This window comes from Nocardia sp. CA-135398 (genome assembly GCF_050955845.1).
Classification (GTDB): domain Bacteria; phylum Actinomycetota; class Actinomycetes; order Mycobacteriales; family Mycobacteriaceae; genus Nocardia.
Map to the genome: position 1 here is coordinate 3,806,446 of NZ_CP192084.1, position 18,211 is coordinate 3,824,656.

General features: G+C 65.8%; 16 protein-coding genes. 9 read left to right on the plus strand and 7 right to left on the minus strand.

Features of this window, described 5'->3' with window-relative positions; genetic code table 11:
• Window positions 1-90: 90 nt before the first annotated feature.
• On the plus strand, window positions 91-1,545 hold the full coding sequence (locus tag ACQP1T_RS16765) for a class I adenylate-forming enzyme family protein (RefSeq protein ID WP_433761334.1): 1,455 nt from the start codon (window positions 91-93) through the stop codon (window positions 1,543-1,545).
• 12 nt (window positions 1,546-1,557) lie between these two features.
• Complete coding sequence (locus ACQP1T_RS16770) at window positions 1,558-1,869, plus strand: hypothetical protein (protein WP_433761335.1); 312 nt, start codon at window positions 1,558-1,560, stop codon at window positions 1,867-1,869.
• 366 nt (window positions 1,870-2,235) lie between these two features.
• Here the strand turns inward: ACQP1T_RS16770 and ACQP1T_RS16775 are convergent, their stop codons facing one another.
• The 3 genes from ACQP1T_RS16775 to ACQP1T_RS16785 all read right to left on the minus strand — a co-directional run bounded on the left by ACQP1T_RS16775 (window position 2,236) and on the right by ACQP1T_RS16785 (window position 4,878).
• Entirely contained in the window at window positions 2,236-2,754 is a 519-nt protein-coding gene (locus tag ACQP1T_RS16775) for a helix-turn-helix domain-containing protein (protein ID WP_433761336.1), read from the minus strand.
• A gap of 123 nt (window positions 2,755-2,877) precedes the next feature.
• On the minus strand, window positions 2,878-3,237 hold the full coding sequence (locus ACQP1T_RS16780) for a hypothetical protein (RefSeq protein ID WP_433761338.1): 360 nt from the start codon (window positions 3,235-3,237) through the stop codon (window positions 2,878-2,880).
• Window positions 3,238-3,267: 30 nt separating this feature from the next.
• Window positions 3,268-4,878, minus strand: coding sequence for an FAD-dependent oxidoreductase (locus ACQP1T_RS16785; protein ID WP_433761340.1), 1,611 nt, complete (start codon window positions 4,876-4,878; stop codon window positions 3,268-3,270).
• Window positions 4,879-5,231: 353 nt separating this feature from the next.
• Here ACQP1T_RS16785 and ACQP1T_RS16790 point away from each other — a divergent pair, with 353 nt between their 5' ends.
• The 6 genes from ACQP1T_RS16790 (at window position 5,232) to ACQP1T_RS16815 (ending at window position 11,435) form a co-directional block, all read left to right on the plus strand.
• Complete coding sequence (locus ACQP1T_RS16790; RefSeq protein WP_433761342.1) at window positions 5,232-6,227, plus strand: VOC family protein; 996 nt, start codon at window positions 5,232-5,234, stop codon at window positions 6,225-6,227.
• Between the two features lie 11 nt (window positions 6,228-6,238).
• Complete coding sequence (locus tag ACQP1T_RS16795) at window positions 6,239-7,432, plus strand: cytochrome P450 (RefSeq protein ID WP_433761344.1); 1,194 nt, start codon at window positions 6,239-6,241, stop codon at window positions 7,430-7,432.
• 39 nt (window positions 7,433-7,471) lie between these two features.
• Window positions 7,472-8,959 (plus strand): class I adenylate-forming enzyme family protein, encoded by a 1,488-nt coding sequence (locus tag ACQP1T_RS16800; RefSeq protein WP_433761345.1) that lies wholly within the window; start codon window positions 7,472-7,474, stop codon window positions 8,957-8,959.
• Window positions 8,956-9,783, plus strand: a complete 828-nt coding sequence (locus ACQP1T_RS16805) for an NAD(P)-dependent oxidoreductase (RefSeq protein WP_433761347.1) — start codon at window positions 8,956-8,958, stop codon at window positions 9,781-9,783. Before ACQP1T_RS16800 ends, ACQP1T_RS16805 begins: the two co-directional genes overlap by 4 nt.
• Before the next feature lie 80 nt (window positions 9,784-9,863).
• On the plus strand, window positions 9,864-10,766 hold the full coding sequence (locus ACQP1T_RS16810; RefSeq protein ID WP_433761349.1) for an IclR family transcriptional regulator: 903 nt from the start codon (window positions 9,864-9,866) through the stop codon (window positions 10,764-10,766).
• A 129-nt stretch (window positions 10,767-10,895) separates the two neighbouring features.
• Window positions 10,896-11,435: a flavin reductase family protein gene (locus ACQP1T_RS16815; RefSeq protein ID WP_433761350.1), complete on the plus strand. Its 540-nt coding sequence runs from the start codon at window positions 10,896-10,898 to the stop codon at window positions 11,433-11,435.
• 18 nt (window positions 11,436-11,453) lie between these two features.
• Here the strand turns inward: ACQP1T_RS16815 and hsaA are convergent, their stop codons facing one another.
• From hsaA to ACQP1T_RS16835, 4 genes are all read right to left on the minus strand, one after another.
• Entirely contained in the window at window positions 11,454-12,614 is a 1,161-nt protein-coding gene (gene hsaA / locus ACQP1T_RS16820; RefSeq protein ID WP_433761352.1) for a 3-hydroxy-9,10-secoandrosta-1,3,5(10)-triene-9,17-dione monooxygenase oxygenase subunit, read from the minus strand.
• Window positions 12,615-12,693: 79 nt separating this feature from the next.
• On the minus strand, window positions 12,694-14,172 hold the full coding sequence (locus ACQP1T_RS16825; RefSeq protein WP_433761354.1) for an aldehyde dehydrogenase family protein: 1,479 nt from the start codon (window positions 14,170-14,172) through the stop codon (window positions 12,694-12,696).
• A 281-nt stretch (window positions 14,173-14,453) separates the two neighbouring features.
• Window positions 14,454-15,446, minus strand: a complete 993-nt coding sequence (locus ACQP1T_RS16830; protein WP_433761355.1) for an LLM class flavin-dependent oxidoreductase — start codon at window positions 15,444-15,446, stop codon at window positions 14,454-14,456.
• Between the two features lie 38 nt (window positions 15,447-15,484).
• Window positions 15,485-16,258: an enoyl-CoA hydratase/isomerase family protein gene (locus ACQP1T_RS16835; RefSeq protein ID WP_433761357.1), complete on the minus strand. Its 774-nt coding sequence runs from the start codon at window positions 16,256-16,258 to the stop codon at window positions 15,485-15,487.
• A 387-nt stretch (window positions 16,259-16,645) separates the two neighbouring features.
• On the opposite strand from ACQP1T_RS16835, the gene ACQP1T_RS16840 reads away from it, so the two are divergent.
• Window positions 16,646-17,878, plus strand: a complete 1,233-nt coding sequence (locus tag ACQP1T_RS16840; protein ID WP_433761359.1) for a CaiB/BaiF CoA transferase family protein — start codon at window positions 16,646-16,648, stop codon at window positions 17,876-17,878.
• Window positions 17,879-18,211: the final 333 nt, after the last annotated feature.

Consider the following 18,211-nt stretch of genomic DNA (forward strand, 5'->3'; position numbering starts at 1 on the left):
TGCCCGGTGCGGAAACACGACGGCTCGCCTCGTATCAATCCTTGTCGACCCTGCATTCCGAAAGTTGTTGAACACGTGCATCTCTCAGCGATGGTCGAGATGATCGAGTCGGGCTTCGCCGACCGTGTCCTGTTGGGCGACGCCGAACGGCGAGTGACCGGTGCCGAACTCGGTGCGCTGGCCAAGGGCGGGGCCGTGACGCTGCGCGATTTTCCCGCGCTCGTGTATGCGGGCGAGAATCATCCGCTGCTGCCGGTGGCGCTACTGGCAGCAGCGTGCGCGGGGGTGCCATTCGTGCCGGTGAACTATCGACTGGACGACGCCCAGCTCAACGCGCTGATCGAGCGCCAGCCCCAGGCCATCGTGCTGGCGGACGCGGCCACCGCACCGCGAGTGACCGCGCGGGCACACGTCTTCGACGACTGGCTGGCCGCTCTGCCCACCGACATACCACCACTGGAGCCGCAGTTCGACGACGCCGTGGCGGTCGTGCTGTACACCAGCGGCACGACGGCCGCCCCGAAGTCGGCACTACTGCGGCACCGCCACCTCATGGCCTACCTGCTCAGCGCCGTCGAATTCGGCAGCGCCGATAGCGAAGAGGCAGTTCTGGTTTCAGTACCGCCCTATCACGTCGCGGGCGTCGCCAACATGCTGTCGAATCTGTTCGCCGGGCGACGTCTGGTGTACCTGCGCGCCTTCGAGCCATCGGTCTGGCTCGACACGGTACGCGCCGAAGCCGTGACCAATGCGATGGTGGTCCCGACAATGCTGGCGCGCATCGTGGACGCGGTCGCACCCGACGGCGCGCACCTCCCGACGCTGCGCACCCTGTCATACGGCGGCGCGAAAGTATCCGAACGCATACTGCGCGAGGCCCTTACTCGCTTCCCCGATGTCGGTTTCGTCAACGCTTACGGCTTGACCGAAACAGCATCGACCATCGCCGTCCTCGGCCCCGAAGACCACCGTGCCGCAATGCTTTCCGAAGACCCGATGATCCGAGCCCGCTTGTCCTCGGCCGGACAAGTGCTGCCCACGATCGAGATCGAGATCCGCGACGACGACGGCCGCCCCCTGCCCGCAGGCAAATCGGGCATCATCTTCCTACGCGGCGAACAAATCTCCGGCGAATACGCCACCGGCAGCCTGCTCGACGCCGAAGGCTGGTTCTGCACTCGCGACAAGGGTCACGTGGATCCCGACGGCTACCTATTCATCGAGGGCAGAGCCGACGACACGATCATCCGAGGCGGCGAGAACATCGCCCCCGCGGAAATCGAAGAAGTCCTGCTATCCCACCCAGCGGTAGCCCAGGCCTGCGTAGTCGGCCCCCCGAGCGACGAATGGGGCCAAACCCTCGCCGCCGCGGTAGTCCTGCGCGCAGGCGCCGTAGCTACCGACGAAGAACTCCGCACCCTCGTCCGATCCCGCCTACGCGGCTCCAAAACCCCGGAAACGATCGTCTTCCGAAACTCCTTGCCGCACACCGACACCGGAAAACTCCTCCGCAGACTCGTCCTCGAAGACCTGAGCGCCCATTAGAGAGGTAGACCCATGCCCCTATCCCTGAAACCCGGGACCCGCGTCTTCAGCGCAGTCGACTCGACAGAACTGATCGTCGTCAAAGTCCCCGCAACCCCGATCGATCTGACAATCGGCGGCGTCCCCGCAGTTCTCTCCGCGGCGGAGAAGAACGGCACTACCACCTTGCACACCTCCGACGGCGGCACCGCTATCGGCAAGCGTTACACCAACGCCGATGCGACAGTCGAATTGTTGTGCACCAAGCCAGGCCCCGGTGTCCCTGCCATCGACGGCGAGGTGCTGACGCTCAAGGAAGCCAGACCCCTCCCGGCATCGGACTGACCGTCGCGCACCGCCCGGTGCTCCGAAACCCGCATCCACCGCGGCGCGTGTCCACCCAGGCCCGCTGAGTTGGCTCGGCTGGAACTGCAGATCGCTCGCAGCGCTCTGCTGCAACGGTTTCCGTCGGTGCACCTGGCTGGCACGACGGTCGAATCGCCAATCTTCCTACAACCAGGATCCGATCCATCCGAGAGCGCGTTCGGCCGCGGGCTTGTGGCTATCCGGGACGGCCGGCAGGCGTTCGGCGATCACGCCCGCGGCGACGAGCCCGGCTCCCAGTAGCGCTGCCACGAAGTTCTGGCACTTCGGGTCGGCCGATGATCTGGCACGCCGTCCGGATGGCATGCTCCAACTGGTCGCGCCGCATCAGCTGGCGAGGCCCAGCACGTCGGCGCGCTCATCTTGCGAGAGCAGACCACTCAGCGGGGAGACTTCGCGCATCTCGATCGAGTCGCGATCGAGACCGGTGAGGACACGGTGGATCCCTGGCACGTCACCGCGCCTGATCAGCGACTCCCAGCGATCGAGATTGCGTACGTGCGGCTGGCCGGATACTCCGTCACGCAGTCGCTCCAGATTGCGTTCGATATGCGGCCGCCACGACTGGAGGCTCGGCCGGGTCAAGTGTGTCGAGAGCCGACTGTGCAACAGCCATGACCGGCGCTCGGAACGGGTCAACTCAGGGACGACGGGACGTCGCACAATTTCGAGGCGATAACCCATGCAGGACAACAGCCTCTCGAGTTGCTCATCGCTCAGATTCAGTTTGTCGGACAACATCTGGCTGATACTGGATTGGCGGACACCGCTCAGCCGCGATAGCTCGGACTGGGTGGTGCCCGTTCTGTGCATCACCTCGCGCAGCACATCGCTCTGACTCGACATGCGCTAACTATAGCGTATGGCGCTATAGTTAGCGCTCCTCGTTCGCAACGCACTAGCAGCCGGTCACCGCCGTAGGGGAGCCTGACGCGGCTGACCGCCTCCTCTTGGCGCAGCTTGGCCCAGTCAGGCGGTTGCCGCACCCGTGTCGGTAATTATGAGTCGGCGTTCGATCAGGATGTAGGCGTCGCCGAGAATCAGCGGCAGCGCCGCGGAACTCGGCAATGCGGGCCCGAGCGCGTTGTCTCGAATGATATGGGCCTGGGCGGCGTACCGCCCGAACGTCAGCGCGAGTGGTACGGCCCCCCTCCGGTCCGCTCGCCGACGCCCTTGCGGTTCGGGAAAGCGCCACTGCCAGAATCCCGCCGAGGTCGAGAAGCGCAGGTCGATATAGTCGGATCGGGCCGGGCAACGATGCACGCTGTCGAGGGTGGCCGTCAGGAACGACCTCCCCGACAAGGTCGCCTGCACGGGTACTGGTGCCATTTCCGACTCCTTATCGCAATACGCTGTGCCTCAAGGCAATTGGGTATTCCCGGCGAGGTCGAGTGCGGCGAGATACGCGAAGACGAGGCTCGAACCGATCGGTGTTCCCGCGCCGGGGTACGCGCCGCCGGACATCGCCGCCATGGTGTTGCCGGTCGCGTAGAGACCTTCGATCGTCGTGGCGTCCGAGCGGAGCACGCGCGCATGCTCGTCGGTCACGAGACCGCCCTTGGTTCCGATATCGGACAGCACGACGGTGGCGGCATAGTAGGGCGGAGTGTCGACGGGGATGAGCAGCGGATTGGGGAGGTCGGTCGCCAGCGGCACGACGTAGTTCTGCCGCGGATCGGCCGGGTAACCGACGATGTACTGGAACATCTGATCCCACGGTGCCTCGCCGCGGTGGAAACGCTCGTCGACGCCGGATTTCGCATAGCCGTTGAATTCCTCGATCGACTTGCGCAGTCTCTCCGGCGGCACGCCGATCAGATCGGCCAATTCTTCGAGGGTGTCGGCGCGGCGCAAGGCGCCGGATTCGAACCATTCCGGGCGCACCTGCTGCTCCGGATCGCCTCCGAAGCCGTCGCGGTCGAGCTGTCGTTGGTCGAATACCCAGTGCGCGGTGCTGTGCGTAATGCCGGTTTCGCGTTGCAGCCGGGCCATTTCGTGCCCGGCACGGTCATAGGGCTGCGTCTCGTTCATGAAGCGCTCGCCCTCGGCATTGACCCAGATCCCGCCGCGGGTGCCGGTATGGAAGACGGGCCGACCGTCGGGCTGTACGACCCCCGGGACGAACCAGGCCTCGTCGAGCAGGTCGGTGCCCGCGCCGATCGCGCGACCGGCCAGGATCGCGTCACCGGTGTTGCCGGGCGCGCCGTGGGACCATTCGCCGGTGAGCGGTACGGGTGAATACTGCTCGCGCATCTCACGGTTGTGTTCGAAGCCGCCCGCCGCCAGGATCACGCCGCGGGTGGCGCGGAATGTGCGGCGTTCCCCGCCGCTGACCGCCACTACACCGGTGACCCGGCCGTCCTCGACAACGAGGTCGGTCATGGCGGTCTCGAGCAGGTAGGAGCCGTTGCCCGTTGCCAGGAATGCTTTCAGCGCACGGCCGATCAGCGCTCGCCCGCCGACGAGCACCGGCCCTTCCTCGATACCCCAGCGTTCTTCGGGCACGGACCGGCGGATGAGCGTGGCGAGTTCCCCGAGCTCGGCGACCGAGATCTCCTGCGGGAACACGGTTCGCCCGGTGGCGGTCGATCCGGGACGTCCGTAGAAGTATTCGGGTACGGGCTGGTAGGCGAAGGTCCCGAACAGCGGGTTCTGCTCGAGCTCATCGATCAACCGGGGCGCGGTCCGCAAATAGGCGTCCTGCAGGTGTTCGCGCGAACTGTCGCCGACAACGTCGCGCAGGTAGGTGCGGGCGGCCTCGGGATCATCTTCGACGCCCGTGCGCGCGATCGGGGCGCTGCCCGGAAACCACAGTCCGGCACCGGAATACGCGGTCGTACCGCCGATCAGCGCGGACTTCTCCAGCAGGAGTGTACGCAGCCCGCGCGCGGCGGCGGCATAGGCGCCGATCAGGCCACCTCCGCCGGACCCGACGACCACGACGTCGTAGGTTTCCTCGTCAGCGGGCATTGCGTTCTCCTTGTCGAATCGAGGTGCTCCGGACCCGTGCGCGGGCTGGCGCCGCCGAGTCCTTTGCGCACCAAGGTGTTTCGCTGATCAGCCGCAGCCGTTCGCGACGGCGACGGCCGGTGGGGTGACCTGGTTCACGGGAATTCGGATATTCGACGAGTCTGCGGCCGAGGATGTCGGGTCGAGCGCGGGTTTCCGCTGAGCGGGATGGCCTCGGTCGTGGTGGGGGAGCAGTCCACGGTGGCTGGTCGGAATCCGGTGCGTCCCAGTGTTCGGAAAGTCCGGCCTGTGCTGCCGGGTTCCTCCGCAAACTAGCCAGCCAGCAGGACATTCCGACTCGAAGGAGAGCTCGCATGGCTGGTTCGCACGACTACGATCCCGGCCCGCAGATTGCCCACGCTGGTGGCTTGAACCTGGGGACGCCGGATCTGCGGCGTTCGATCTGGTTCTTCCGGGACCTGCTGGGCATGGAGGTGGTCGCCGAATCCGATGGCGTGGCATATCTGCGCGGGTACCAGGAACTGGTGCACCACTCGCTGGTGCTCACCCAGCAGGACGAGGCGCGGGTGAACAGCTACAGCTTCCGGGTGAAGCGACCGCAGGATGTCGAGCTGTTCCACAAGCAGCTGACCGAGGCGGAGATCGAGGCGGTGGAGCTGGCCGCCGATCACGAACTCGGCCGCGGCACCGCGATCAGGTTCCTTGTCCCCGGCAGCGAGCACCCGTTCGAGCTCTACTACGACATCGAAAAGCCGGTTGCCCCACCGGAATTGCGCTCGAAGCTGCTCAGTAACAGTTCCCGTCGGCGTGGTTTCGGCGTCCGACGGCTGGACCATCTGAACGTGCAGTGCAGCCCGAGCACGGTGAACCAGGCCGAAGGCTGGTTGCGCGATGCGCTGGGTTTCAAGCGCCGTGAGTTCGCGATGATCCCGCAGTTCCCGGAGACCATCCTGGCCTCGTGGCTGTCGGTGACCCCGCAGGTGCACGATATCGCGATCGGTGTGAATGGGGAGGAGAAGAACGGGGCGTTCCACCACGTGGCCTTCAATATCGAGAACTTCCACGACATCCTGCGGGCCGCGGACGAGATCCGCGATCTCGACATCGATTACGGGCATGGTCCGGGTAAGCACGGCATCGGGCAGGCGATGTACCTCTACATCCATGATCCCGGGTCCGGTCACCGGGTCGAGCTGTACTCCGGCGGATACCTCATCTTCGATCCGGACTGGCAGGCGCTGGAATGGAAGATTCCCGAATTGCAGTGGGGCCAGACGTGGTACGGCGAGGCCCTGGATGTGGGTCCGGGCGGCGCGTTCCTGTCGACCACACCGTCGGCCGGATTGTGAGGAGGATCGGTATGACGCTCGAATCCCAGGGCACCCATGACGGTGTGCCCGCCTACTATTTCGACAATCGCCTATCCGGTCCACTGCTGAGCCATCATGAGCAGTGGGATCGACTCGCCAGCGCCCACTCCGCGTTCAGAAGCACTGTCGCACAGGGTTATTGGGTCATCACGGATGGTCAGGCGATCCAGGAGGCGCTACAGGACTGGCGGACGTTCTCCAGCACCTCGGTGACGGTGCTCGAGCCGAACCCGCAGTTCCTGTGGATTCCGGAGATGCTGGATCCGCCGCTGCACACCAAGTGGCGGCGGCTGTTGGGCAGCGAGTTCGGGCCCAAGTGGGTCGCCGCCCGCGAGCCGGAGATCCGCAAGATCGCGGCGGATATGATCGACCGGCTGCTGCCCAAGGGGGGTGCGGACGTCCTCGACGAGTTCGCGCGCCGGTTCCCGACCCTGATTTTCATGCGGCTGATGGGCCTGCCCGAGCAGGATCTGGAGCAATTCCTGGAATGGGTGCACGAGATGCTGCACGTGCCGCATGCCGAGGATCCCGACCACCGACGGCAAATCGCCGCGATGACCGCCGCGTCGGCCTATTTCGGAGAACAGATCGCGCTGCGTCGTGAGGCCCCGCGCGATGATCTGCTGTCGCGCATGATGACCTGGCGCATCGATGGCGAGCTGCTCAGCGACGCCGATATGCACGCGTTCTGCATCCTGATGTTCCAGGCGGGTTTCGACACGGTCCCCATCGCGATCGGCTGGGCCATGTACCACTTCGCCGCGCACCAGGACGATCGCGCGGCTATTGTCGCCGACCCGTCGCTGATCGCCAATGGCGTCGAGGAAGTGCTGCGGGTCTATTCGTTCGTCATTCCGGCGCGAAAGGCGACGCGCGACACCGAGATCGGCGGTTGTCCGGTGAAATCCGGGGATATGGTGATGCTGCCCCTCGCGGTGAGCAACCGGGACGCCGACCGGTTCGACAATCCGCACGAAGTAGATCTGGGGCGCGCCACGAACAACCACATCGCCTTCGGATCGGGGCCGCACCGCTGCCTGGGTTCGCACCTGGCTCGACTGGAGCTGAATGTCGCGATGCAGGAGTGGCACAAGCGAATTCCGGACTACCGGATCGCGCCCGGACAGCAGCTCGAGCAGACCGGAAATATGTACGGCCTGATGTCCTTGCGCCTCGAATGGTGAACCACGGCCGGGCAGTGACGAGACGAAAGGCATGACCCCGTGGGAATTCGCGACCAGCTGAACCGGCTGCTTGCCGAGGCTCCGGCCGACGCCGAAGCGATCGAACACGAGGAGATCTGGTGGAGCTGGGGTCGGATCCAGGCGACCGCGCGCTCGGTCGTCGATGCGCTGGAATCGGCCGGTTTAGGTGCGGGCTCCCGCGTCGGTGTGGTCCTGGAGAACCGGCCCGAACATGTCGCGGCGGTCGTCGGGCTGATCGCATCCGGTCGATGCGTCGTGCTGCTGGATCCGCTGCAACCAGCCCCGCGGCTGGCCGCCGATATCATCGCCTGTGATCTGCCCGCGGTGGTGAGCGGATCCGAACTGCTGGCGCGCGATGGCGTATTCGATGCTGTCACGACGGCTGGTTTCGCGCTGGAACTGCGCGACGACGGCTCGGTGCGGCGGGTGGGCGGCACGGTCCGCGCGGCCGCCGTAACGAATCCGGGGACCGTCGTGGAAATGCGCACCTCGGGCACGACCGGTGCGCCCAAGCGGGTGCACCTGCGGACCGAGCAGTTGGATCAGGCACTGACTTCCGGCGGGCAGACGGCGCGGGAAGACCGGTTGCTGTCGCACTCCGCGGTACTGGTGAACGCGCCGCTCGTGCACATCGGCGGCCTGTGGCGGGCACTGGCCTGCCTGGCCACCGGTCGGCGGATGATTCTCATGCCCAAGTTCGTGCTCGAACCATGGGTCAGCGCGGTGGAACGGCATCGGTTGCGGGCCGTGAGCCTGGTACCCGCCGCGCTGCGGGCCGTCCTCGATTCCGGAGTGTCGCGGCAGCGACTGGCGAGCCTGCAGGTCGTCACCTCCGGAACCGCGCCGTGTCCGAAAGAGTTGGCGGACAGGTTCTTTCGCACCTACGGCATCCCGGTGCTGATGACCTACGGAGCCACCGAATTCGCGGGCGCGGTGGCAGGCTGGACACGGGCCCTGCACGAACAATGGTGGGACTTGAAGGCTGGTAGCGCCGGGCGTGCCTTCCCGGGTGTCGAGCTGCGAGTGACCGACGAGGACGGCGCCGAGCTCGGCAGCTGGACGACCGGGCGGCTCGAGGTCCGCACCGAGCAGACCGCGGCCGGCGCCGAAAAGTGGGTCCAGACCAGCGATCTGGCGCGGATCGATGTGGACGGCTTCCTGTGGATCGAGGGCCGTGCCGACGACGCCATCATCCGCGGTGGTTTCAAGGTCCAGCCGGAGACCGTCAAGCGGGTGCTGGAGTCGCATGCGGCGGTGCGCGAGGCCGCGGTGGTCGGCCTGCCCGACGCCCGGCTCGGACACGTGCCGGTGGCCGCGATCGAGACCGAGCCGGGGCTGATACCTCCCGACAGCGCGGAACTCGTCGCGCTCTGTCGCGCCCATATGCTGCCGTACGAAGTACCGGTGCACGTCGTGGTCCTGGACGAACTGCCACGCACACCGTCCAGCAAGGTGAGCCGGATGGAACTGCTCGATATCGTGCGAGAGCGACGGAACCGATCATGACGGCACTCACGATCGGATTCGTCGGCGCCGGACGGATCGGTGCGGCGATGGTGGAGCGGCTACTGGCGGCCGGGCACCGGGTCCGTCTGTACGCGCGACGGCCGGAGGTACGAGACCGGCTGGCGGCACTCGGCGCGGAGCCGGTCGATCGGATCCGCGACATCGCGGCCGCCGATGTCGTCGTCAGCTGCCTGTTCGGCGACGAGCAGATATCCACGCTCCTGCCCGAAGTTGTCGGTGCGATGGGCGAGGCCACGGTACTGCTGTCGCACACCACCGGGACCCCGGAGGTGCTGCACAGCCTGGACCGGTTCGCGCCGTCCGGACCAGCCGCGATCGTGGACGCGACATTCAGCGGCACTCCGGAGGCAGTGCGCGCGGGGAAGTTGGTGGTCTTCCTCGGTGGCACCCCCGAACACGTCGCGGTCGCGCGTCGGGTGGTCGGTTGCTATGCCGGAACCGTCATCGAAACCGGTGGACGGGGGTCGGCGCTGCGGGTGAAGTTGATCAACAACCTGCTGTTCGCCGCGGTCTCGCAGCTGACCCTGCAAGGGCTGACATTGGGTCGTGGTGTGGGGATAGACGAAGGTGTGATGCTCGAGGCGCTCGCGGTCAGCAGCGGGGGTAGCACTGCCGGACGCTATATCGTCGATCGTGGCGGATCAGAATCCTTCGCCGCCACGGTCGCACCCTTTCTGCACAAGGACGTCGCCGCCTGCGCAGCCGCATTGACCGATTCCGGCGTCGATTTCTCGGCCCTGCTCGCCGCGGCCTGCGGCGGACCGATCGATATCGGCGATGTCGACCCTAAAGAGGAAACTTAATTCCGATATCCCCACCTTAAAGCCGCCGTCTTTCGCTACACTCGCGCCTGAGGTTCGAGCTCCAAGAAGGAGGCTGGCCAATGGCCTCAGTGGTGAATGACAACGCGGTCGCCACCTCCGAACGACACGAGGCTCCACCATCGATGGTGGAGCGGATGACGCTGATCATGGATTCGTTCGGTGGCCCGCAGATCCGGCTCTCGCTCGAGGATGTCGCCGGGCGCACTAATCTGCCACGCTCGACGACCCATCGCATCCTGGAACAACTGGTTCGGCTGCGATGGCTCGAGCGCAACGGGCGCGACTACGGCCTCGGTCAACGGGCGCTCGGGTTCGGCGGCCGGGAAGAGGGACACGGTGCGTTGCGGACAGCGGCGTTCCCACTCCTGCACAACCTGTCGGTGCGCACGGAAATGGTGGTGCACCTTGCCGTTCTGGACGGCGCCGAGGCGTACTACCTGGATAAGTTCGGGGGCAAAGCCGCCGTCCAGGTGCCTTCCGTGGTCGGCGACCGGGTGCCCGCACACTGCACGGCCGTCGGAAAGAGCATGCTGGCGTGGCTGTCGCCGGAACAGATCGACGATCTGTACCGCGATGCCCTGGTCAAGCGGACCCCACACAGCATCGGCGATCTGGAGGTCCTGCATCAGGAATTGATTCGCATCCGCGCGCGCCGCGGTCTGGCTTTCGACCGCGGCGAATGCTTCCAGCACATCGCCTGTGTCGGTGCGGCGGTCCGCGGTCCCAAGGGGCCGGTCGGCGGGATTTCGCTCGTCGGCGACGTGCGAGCGCCGCTCGAGCGGCTGGCGCCGCTGGTCGCCAATACCGCGCACGCGATATCGGAAAAGCTGATGGGCGACACCGCGCGCAAACATTCGGCGCGCTTCGAACCCGTCGTGATGCGGGATGAGCCGCAGTCGCCAGCACTCACCGAAACCGTCGGACGAATCCTCGCGCTCGGCGAGCGCGGCGAGTGGTTCTGAGTTTCCCGCACGGACCTGGGCCCCTTTCCGCTGAGCGGAAACATCCGGAGGCCCAGCCGGTTTCCTGACCAAACTTGCGTTCCAGTCGGCCGTCGGCTCGATCCTTCCGCAAGAGAGGTGAGGACCCCTATGAGTCCGCTTCCGAATCCGGTGTCGATGGGCGCCAGGCGCTTCCGCGACGTGCTGGGGCATTTTCCGACGAGTGTTGTCGCGATTACCACCACAGCCTCCGACGGTCGTCCCCACGGAATGATCGTCGGCACCTTCACATCGGTTTCGCTCGAGCCGCCCTTGGTGTCTTTCCTGGTGAACCGGAACTCGTCGACGCTGGCGATGATCCAAGATGCCGGTCGATTCTGCGCCAACGCGCTCGCGGGCAACCAGGAGCCGACCTCACGCCGGTTGTCGGCTCGCACGCCGGACCGGTTCGAGGGCGTGATCTGGACATCATCACCGCTGGGCAATCCGGTGCTGGACGGCATAGTGGCATGGGTCGACTGCACGCTCGAAAAGGTGGTCGAGATCGGTGACCATCATCTGGTTGTGGGCCGGGTCAGCGATCTCAATATCGAGTCGGTGCGGACCCCGCTGCTCTTCTTCCGCGGCGGGTACGGCGACTATCTCGCCAGTGCGACGCTGCTGATGGATCGTCTCGTCGGCTGGTGGTGACCGGGTCCGGATTCGGACTCAGATCAACATGTCGTCGACCGGCAATCCGAATGTGCCGCGCCCGTACATCGTCAGTGCCGTGCCGACATTGTTGGTGGCGTGGATGCCCGCGATATGCGCGTCGCGCCAGGACCGCTCGATCGGATTGCGACGGCGCAGCAGCATCCCCCCGGTCGCCGCGAACACCAGATCGATCGACGTCAACGCACGTTCGGCACCCAACGCCTGGTCACGGCGGGCGCGCAACCGCAGCTCCAGCGGAATCTCCTGTCGCGCACAAACGCACTCGTACAAATCGCGGAGGCTGCGGCTCATCTGCAGCATGGCCGCGTCGATTTCCGCGCTGGCGCGTGCCGCCGCCGTCGGCTGGTCCGCGGTGATGCTGCCGCCACCGAAGCTGAGCCGGTTACTGTCGCGCATTCGGCTCAGAAAGACGTCGAGGCAACCCTGTGCCATGCCTACCATCGGCGAGCTGTTCGCGTAGGTGTACATGGTGCCGTACGGCATCCGGTAGAGCGGGCCGGGATTCGCCTTATGTCCCGGACTCTCCAGCCGTGCGATGTCGTAGAACCGCGTTACTCGGTGTTCCGGCACGAAAATCCGCTCGGCGTACAAATCATCGCTGCCCGCACCGCGCAGTCCGGCCGCGTCCCATACCTTCGACATCCGATAGTCGGCGCATGGCACCAACCCGCTGACCATATCCACCGGCTGGCCGTTCGCGGCCACGATGGTGCCGCCGAGCAGCGCCCACGACGAGTGCGCGCAGCCGCTGGCGAAGCGCCAATGGCCGCTGACTTCGTAACCTCCGGCGACCGGAACGAATCTGCCGACCGGTGCGTAGGACGAGCAGATCAATGCGTCCGGGTCCTGCGACCACACATCTCGTTGCGCGCGCTCGTCGAAAAGTGCCACATGCCAAGGGGCCAAGCCGAGTACCGAGGTCACCCATCCGGTGGAGCCGCACGCGGTGGCGACCGTGCGGACCGCGTCGTAGAAGTCCAGCGGATCGGCCTCCAGCCCACCCTGCGATTTCGGTTGCAGCAGCCGGAAGATGCCCGTACCGATCAAATCGGTCATCGTCTCCGCCGGTATCTCACCGGTCTCGTCGACCAGCGCCGCCCGTTCGGCCAGCGTTGGCAACAGTTCGCCGACCGCTGCGGCTACATCTGCATTCATGCCGGTTCTCTCGTGTCCTCGCCCCCTACGCGATTGGCTCCACGGCGGAGCGTAACAGGCGGCGACACTGCCCGGCCGATCAGCGGGCGGCCCAGCTGATGGCCTTGGTCTGCAGGAATTCGTCGAGGCCGAATTCACCCCACTCCCTGCCGATTCCGCTCTGCTTGTATCCGCCGAACGGCGAGCGCGGGTTGACCCCCGCGCTACCGCCGTTGATCGCGATACCGCCCGCGCGCACGCGCGTCGCGATTTCGTAGGCGGCCTTGGTGTCAGCGCTCCAGACGGCACCGGCGAGACCATAAGGGCTGTCGTTCGCGATGCGGACCGCCTCGTCGTCCGTGCGGAACGGAATGACGACGCCCACCGGGCCGAAGAACTCCGTTTGCGCGATCGTCATCGAATTGTCGACATCGACGAAGAGGGTCGGTTCCACGAAGTAGCCCTTGTCCGGCCCAGCTGGGCGTCCGCCACCGGCGACGATCCGCGCACCCTCCTCCTCGCCGACCCGAATCAGCTTCTCTACCTTGTCCCGCTGCGCCTCGGTGATCAGCGGACCCATCGTGGTGGATTCCTGTGCCGGATCGCCGACCCGGACACCGGCGAGCGCGACGCGTAGCCGCGCGACCAGTTCGTCGTGCACGGATTCGTGCACGATCGTGCGGGTCAGGATCGAGCAGCCCTGGCCCGCGTGCACCGTGATGCCCATCAGTGCGGACCGGACCGCACCGTCGAGGTCGGCATCGGCGCGAACGATATTGGCGGACTTGCCGCCGAGCTCGAGCACGACCTTCTTGATCGAGCTTGCGGCCTGGGTGTAGACCATCCGCCCGACGGTGTCCGATCCGGTGAAGCTGACCAGATCCACCATGGGATTGGTGGTCAGCTCCCGGCCCGCGTCGATATCGCCGGTCACGATATTCAATACACCAGGTGGCAGACCGGCGGCATCGGCGAAGTCGCCGATCAACAGGGATTCCAGCGGAGTGGTCGGTGCGGGCTTCAGCACGGCGGTGCATCCCGCGGCCAAGGCGGGGATCACCTTCATCATGCTGAGGAAAAACGGAAAGTTATAAGCCGCGATCAATGCGCAGACCCCGAAGCCCTCGCGCCGGATCTGCCCCTGGGAGATGCCGATACCCGGTGCGATCGTGGGTTCCATCGGGCGCTCCCACGCGAAGCTCGGCATGACGCGTTCGGCCATATCGCGCAGGTGGGCCACCGGCACCCGGGTCTGCAGGGTTTCGGCCAACGAGCGGACCGAACCCGCCTCGGCGATATTGACGTCGACGAGCTCGGGCAGGCGGCGCTCCATTTCCTCGGCCATGCGCAGCAGCACCGTTGCCCGCTCCGCGGGCTTCATCCGCGGCCACGGCCCTTCGTCGAATGCCTTGCGCGCGGCCGAGATCGCGCGCCGCACGTCCGGGATCGAGGCCTGCGGTACGTAGGCGATCGTCTCCTCCGTCGCGGGATTGCGCACGCTGATGAGCTCGTCCGATTCACCGTCGGTGCGGCGGCCGTCGATATAGAGCTGCGTCGAGAACGAGTACGCGGTGGTCATTTTCGGTCTCCTGATTGCCGGATCTGCGTCGGTCTGGGCAGGCCCACCTGCGACGCTACCCGCACACCACGCCTTAAAAGTGTACTGAATAGTCGAATTGGCCGAGTCGTTTATCCAATTGCCGCTGAGTGGAAAGTGTGACCCGCCGCATCAGCGCGGTGGCCCGTGCCATCGCCGTGCTGCTGCCCCGCAGGATCGAGCGACTTCCGGCACCTGTCATCCGGTGTCGGCCGCACTGATCGCGCCGAGGGCGGCCGCGTGCGAAACGCGGGCGCCATTTCTCAGGATGTGGCGCCGATCAGCGCGAGACTGGAATGGGCATATGCCGCACGACGTTTGGGACTCACCAGATACGAGGGTGGGGCGAAGTAGCCGACATCGCGGGGCAGCGCGTCGGCGCGGTGCGCGAGGGCCGCACGGGCGTCGGCGGTGGTCCCGCAAATCGCTATTTCGGCGAGCATTTCGTCGGTGACCGCCTCGACCATGCCGTCGGTATCGCCCGCGCGGAATGCCGAGCGTAGTTGTGCCACAGGGTGTTCCCAGCCGTGATGGGCGACGTAGGGGTCATAGGTCTTTACGGTGAGGTAGAACGCGATCATGCGCTTCGCGTCGGCAATCGCGCGTTCGGGTGCGTTGTCATCGATCGCGGTGATGATCCAACCGTGTTCGAGTGGATGCCGACCGCTACCCGCCGAGCCGCGGTCGACCGCGGGGCGCACGATGTCGTTCCACCAGGTGCGGGTGAAAAGGCCGTGTCCGATCACACCGTCACCGACCCGGCCCGCGGTGGCGGCCATCCGGCTGTTGAATCCGGCGAGCAGCACCGGGATATCGAGACGGCCGAGCACTGGGGCTCGGACATCGGCGTCGATCGAGTAGAACTCACCCGAGTACTGGATCTTCTCGCCGTTTTCCGCATGCAGCCAGGTGCGCACCACATCGATGGCCTCGGCGATCCGGTCGACGGGGCGATCGGCGGGGACGCCGAACCAGTCGCGGTTGATCCGGAAGGCGGCGGTGCCGAGGCCGAGGAACAATCGACCCGGCGCCTGGCGGTGCAGTTGACGCATGGCGGTGGCGTGCGCGTACGGGGTGCGCGCGAAGGCGTAGGCGATGGCCGGGCCGACCAGCGCGCCTTCGGTGTTGGCGACGATCTCGGCCACGGTGAGGTAGGCGTCGTGGTCGACGAAGTCCCCGGTGCAGAAGGCCTGCACACCGGCCTGCTCGGCCTCCCTCCCGACGTCGCGGCCGGGCCACGGCATGCCGAACTTCATCGAATTCTCCTCTTGGACTGCTGTGATCGGTGTTGGGTTCAGCGCAGCGTCCATTTACCGCGCGGCACCGCGGCGCGGTCGACTTCGGCCTTGCCGATGGGGTTGCCGATCTGGGTATAGGACAGTCCGGTGCGCAGTGCCTGGGTCCGGGTGGCGTCGAGCGACTCCCAGACCGCCCGGACCGTGCCCTGGATCGCGGCCGCGGGTTTGGCGGCGATCATGCGGGCGATCTCGTCGGCACGATCCCAGAGCTGATCGCGCGGCAGGATCTCGCTGACCAGACCGATCTGCATGGCGCGGTCGGGGGACAGCCGCTCGTCCAGGCCGAGCAATGCGATGCGCAATGTCTCACCCAGCGGAATACGCCGCGCGAGACCGATCGGCTCCAGTGCTGCAGTCAATCCGTAGCTGACATGCGGGTCGAAGAAGCTCGCGTCCTCGGCGCAGATAATGATGTCGGCTTCATTGAGCCAGTAGAACGCGCCACCGGCCGCCATCCCGTGCACCGCGCATACCAGCGGTTTCCACACCTGGTTGAGCTTGGGCGACAACTTCTCGCCGGGATCGGTCTGCGACCAGACATTGGACTGTCGGTCGAAGCCCTGTTTGACGTCCATGCCGGTGCAGAATGCGCGCTCGCCCGCACCGCGGAGCACGACTACCCGGATTTCGTCATCGAACTTCACTCGCTGCCATATGCCCTCGAAGTCCTCGAGCATCTCCTGGTTGAAGCTGTTCATCGCTTCCGGTCGGTTCAGGGTGATCGTCGCGACGTGGTCGGTCACGTCGAACAGGACGGTTTTCAGCTCCATCCGGAAACTCCGATGTTCGTGGTCGGCTGAATACGCTCTGACGAGCGGCCGAATTAGAGTGTAACAAATTGTTCTGTAGGCGATATTCGACGTGGGCCGGTGACGCTCCGAATCGAACCACTTGGACGACCGGGGCCGGTGGCGGGTCCTTGGTGGCCCGCGCGGTGCGGCGGCGTACGAGGATCGCCTGTGCGATCTTCGCCATGATGGAGCAGTTTCTGTGGACCGAACGGGTGCCGAAGGCCGCGGACATCGAGCATCTCGCAGCCTGGATCGTGCCACCGAAACCAGGGTTGGCCGACGTGGTCTGACTCCGCATAACCTTGTGGTGTGCGATGAATAGCGGATACTCTTCTTCGAATATCGACGCTAAGAGGAGCTGGTTCGATGCACAAACCGATGCAGGGCGTGCGCGTACTCGAGGTCGCGCAATTCACCTTCGTCCCAGCGGCGGGTGCGGTGCTTGCGGACTGGGGCGCCGACGTGATCAAGATCGAACATGCGGAACGCGGCGATGCCCAGCGCGGACTGGTCCGGGTGCTCGGTTACGAGGCGAACAGTGCCGGGTCGTCGTTCTTCCCGATCATGGAGGGACCGAACCGAGGCAAACGCAGTGTCGGTCTCGCACTGGAGAAGCCGTCCGCGCGCCGGGTGTTGGAGGAGCTGATCCGAACCAGCGACGTATTCCTCACGAACTTCCTGCCGGAAGCGCGAGCGAAACTACGGATCGATCTCGAGGACGTGCGCGCGATCAATCCGGAGATCATCTACGTGCGGGGCAGCGGCTTCGGTGTGCGCGGTGCGGAGGCGACCAAGGGCGGCTATGACAGCACGGCATTCTGGGCGCGCGGCGGCAGCGCGGCCGGGGTGACGCCGCCCGGCGCCGACCGAATGACGCGGATGCCCGCGGGCGCCTATGGCGATTCGATCGGTGGCATGACCATTGCCGGTGGTATCGCCGCCGCGCTCTACTCGCGCAAGACGACCGGGGAACCGTCGGTCGTCGACGTCTCGCTGCTCGGCGTCGGTGCCTGGGCGACGCAGTTCACGGTCAATCTCGCATTGATGAACGGTGGTCCGCTGCCGGTGAATACGCCGCCGCGGCACGGTTCGGCCTCGAACCCGCTCATCGGGGCATACCGCACCTCCGATCAGCGGTGGCTCGAATTGTCGATGCTGCAGCCCGGCCGGTACTGGCCCGAGTTCTGCAGGCTGGCCGGTCGCGAGGAGTTGGCCGCCGACGAGCGGTTCGACAGCACGGAGAAGTTGATGGCCAATGCGGCGCAGGCCGCCGAGCTCGTAGCCGAGATCATCGCGGCCGGGCCCTTCGCCGAGTGGGTCGAGATCCTGGGCAGCGGGGAGGGGCAGTGGGCAGCGGTGCAGAACGCGTGGGAGGTCGGGCAGGATCCGTCGCTGCGTGCCAACGATCTGATCGTCCCGGTGGTCGATGCCGATGGCGTCGACCGGGAACTGGTCGCCAACCCGGTCCAGTTCGACGAGACTCCGGTAACCCTCACGCGGGCGCCGCAATTCGCCGAACACACCGACGAGGTCCTGCTCGAGATCGGTCTCACCGAGGAGGAGCTGATCGCGCTCAAGATCGACGGCGCGGTCACGTAATCGGCAGGCATGCCGAAGGGAACATGTTCTCTTCCATCACATGGGGATGGCGCCCGAACTTTTGCTAGCTGTCAAATGGTTTCCTAATTGCGAGTCGTTACAGGGCATGACTAGTGAGAATGCATCGAACAATGCCAAAAGAGGTCACGAAATTAGACCTGGCCGGTATATCGGACCAGCACGACGAGTCGATACATGCCGGGTCAGGGCATGTGCGTGACGACTACGAGGCCGCTACACGGCACAGGAGCGGCAGTAACGCCCACAGGCCCACGGAGAAGCGAACACAGCGCCCTTCCAGAGAGGATCAGAGATGCCGGATTTCGATGTCTA

Bases quoted from the DNA above. Each gene is read 5' to 3' on its own strand.
- ACQP1T_RS16765 (WP_433761334.1), top strand. From the start codon at position 91: ATGGTCGAGATGATCGAGTCGGGCTTCGCCGACCGTGTCCTGTTGGGC.
- ACQP1T_RS16770 (WP_433761335.1), top strand. From the start codon at position 1,558: ATGCCCCTATCCCTGAAACCCGGGACCCGCGTCTTCAGCGCAGTCGAC.
- ACQP1T_RS16775 (WP_433761336.1), bottom strand. From the start codon at position 2,754: ATGTCGAGTCAGAGCGATGTGCTGCGCGAGGTGATGCACAGAACGGGC.
- ACQP1T_RS16780 (WP_433761338.1), bottom strand. From the start codon at position 3,237: ATGGCACCAGTACCCGTGCAGGCGACCTTGTCGGGGAGGTCGTTCCTG.
- ACQP1T_RS16785 (WP_433761340.1), bottom strand. From the start codon at position 4,878: ATGCCCGCTGACGAGGAAACCTACGACGTCGTGGTCGTCGGGTCCGGC.
- ACQP1T_RS16790 (WP_433761342.1), top strand. From the start codon at position 5,232: ATGGCTGGTTCGCACGACTACGATCCCGGCCCGCAGATTGCCCACGCT.
- ACQP1T_RS16795 (WP_433761344.1), top strand. From the start codon at position 6,239: ATGACGCTCGAATCCCAGGGCACCCATGACGGTGTGCCCGCCTACTAT.
- ACQP1T_RS16805 (WP_433761347.1), top strand. From the start codon at position 8,956: ATGACGGCACTCACGATCGGATTCGTCGGCGCCGGACGGATCGGTGCG.
- ACQP1T_RS16810 (WP_433761349.1), top strand. From the start codon at position 9,864: ATGGCCTCAGTGGTGAATGACAACGCGGTCGCCACCTCCGAACGACAC.
- ACQP1T_RS16815 (WP_433761350.1), top strand. From the start codon at position 10,896: ATGAGTCCGCTTCCGAATCCGGTGTCGATGGGCGCCAGGCGCTTCCGC.
- hsaA (WP_433761352.1), bottom strand. From the start codon at position 12,614: ATGAATGCAGATGTAGCCGCAGCGGTCGGCGAACTGTTGCCAACGCTG.
- ACQP1T_RS16825 (WP_433761354.1), bottom strand. From the start codon at position 14,172: ATGACCACCGCGTACTCGTTCTCGACGCAGCTCTATATCGACGGCCGC.
- ACQP1T_RS16830 (WP_433761355.1), bottom strand. From the start codon at position 15,446: ATGAAGTTCGGCATGCCGTGGCCCGGCCGCGACGTCGGGAGGGAGGCC.
- ACQP1T_RS16835 (WP_433761357.1), bottom strand. From the start codon at position 16,258: ATGGAGCTGAAAACCGTCCTGTTCGACGTGACCGACCACGTCGCGACG.
- ACQP1T_RS16840 (WP_433761359.1), top strand. From the start codon at position 16,646: ATGCACAAACCGATGCAGGGCGTGCGCGTACTCGAGGTCGCGCAATTC.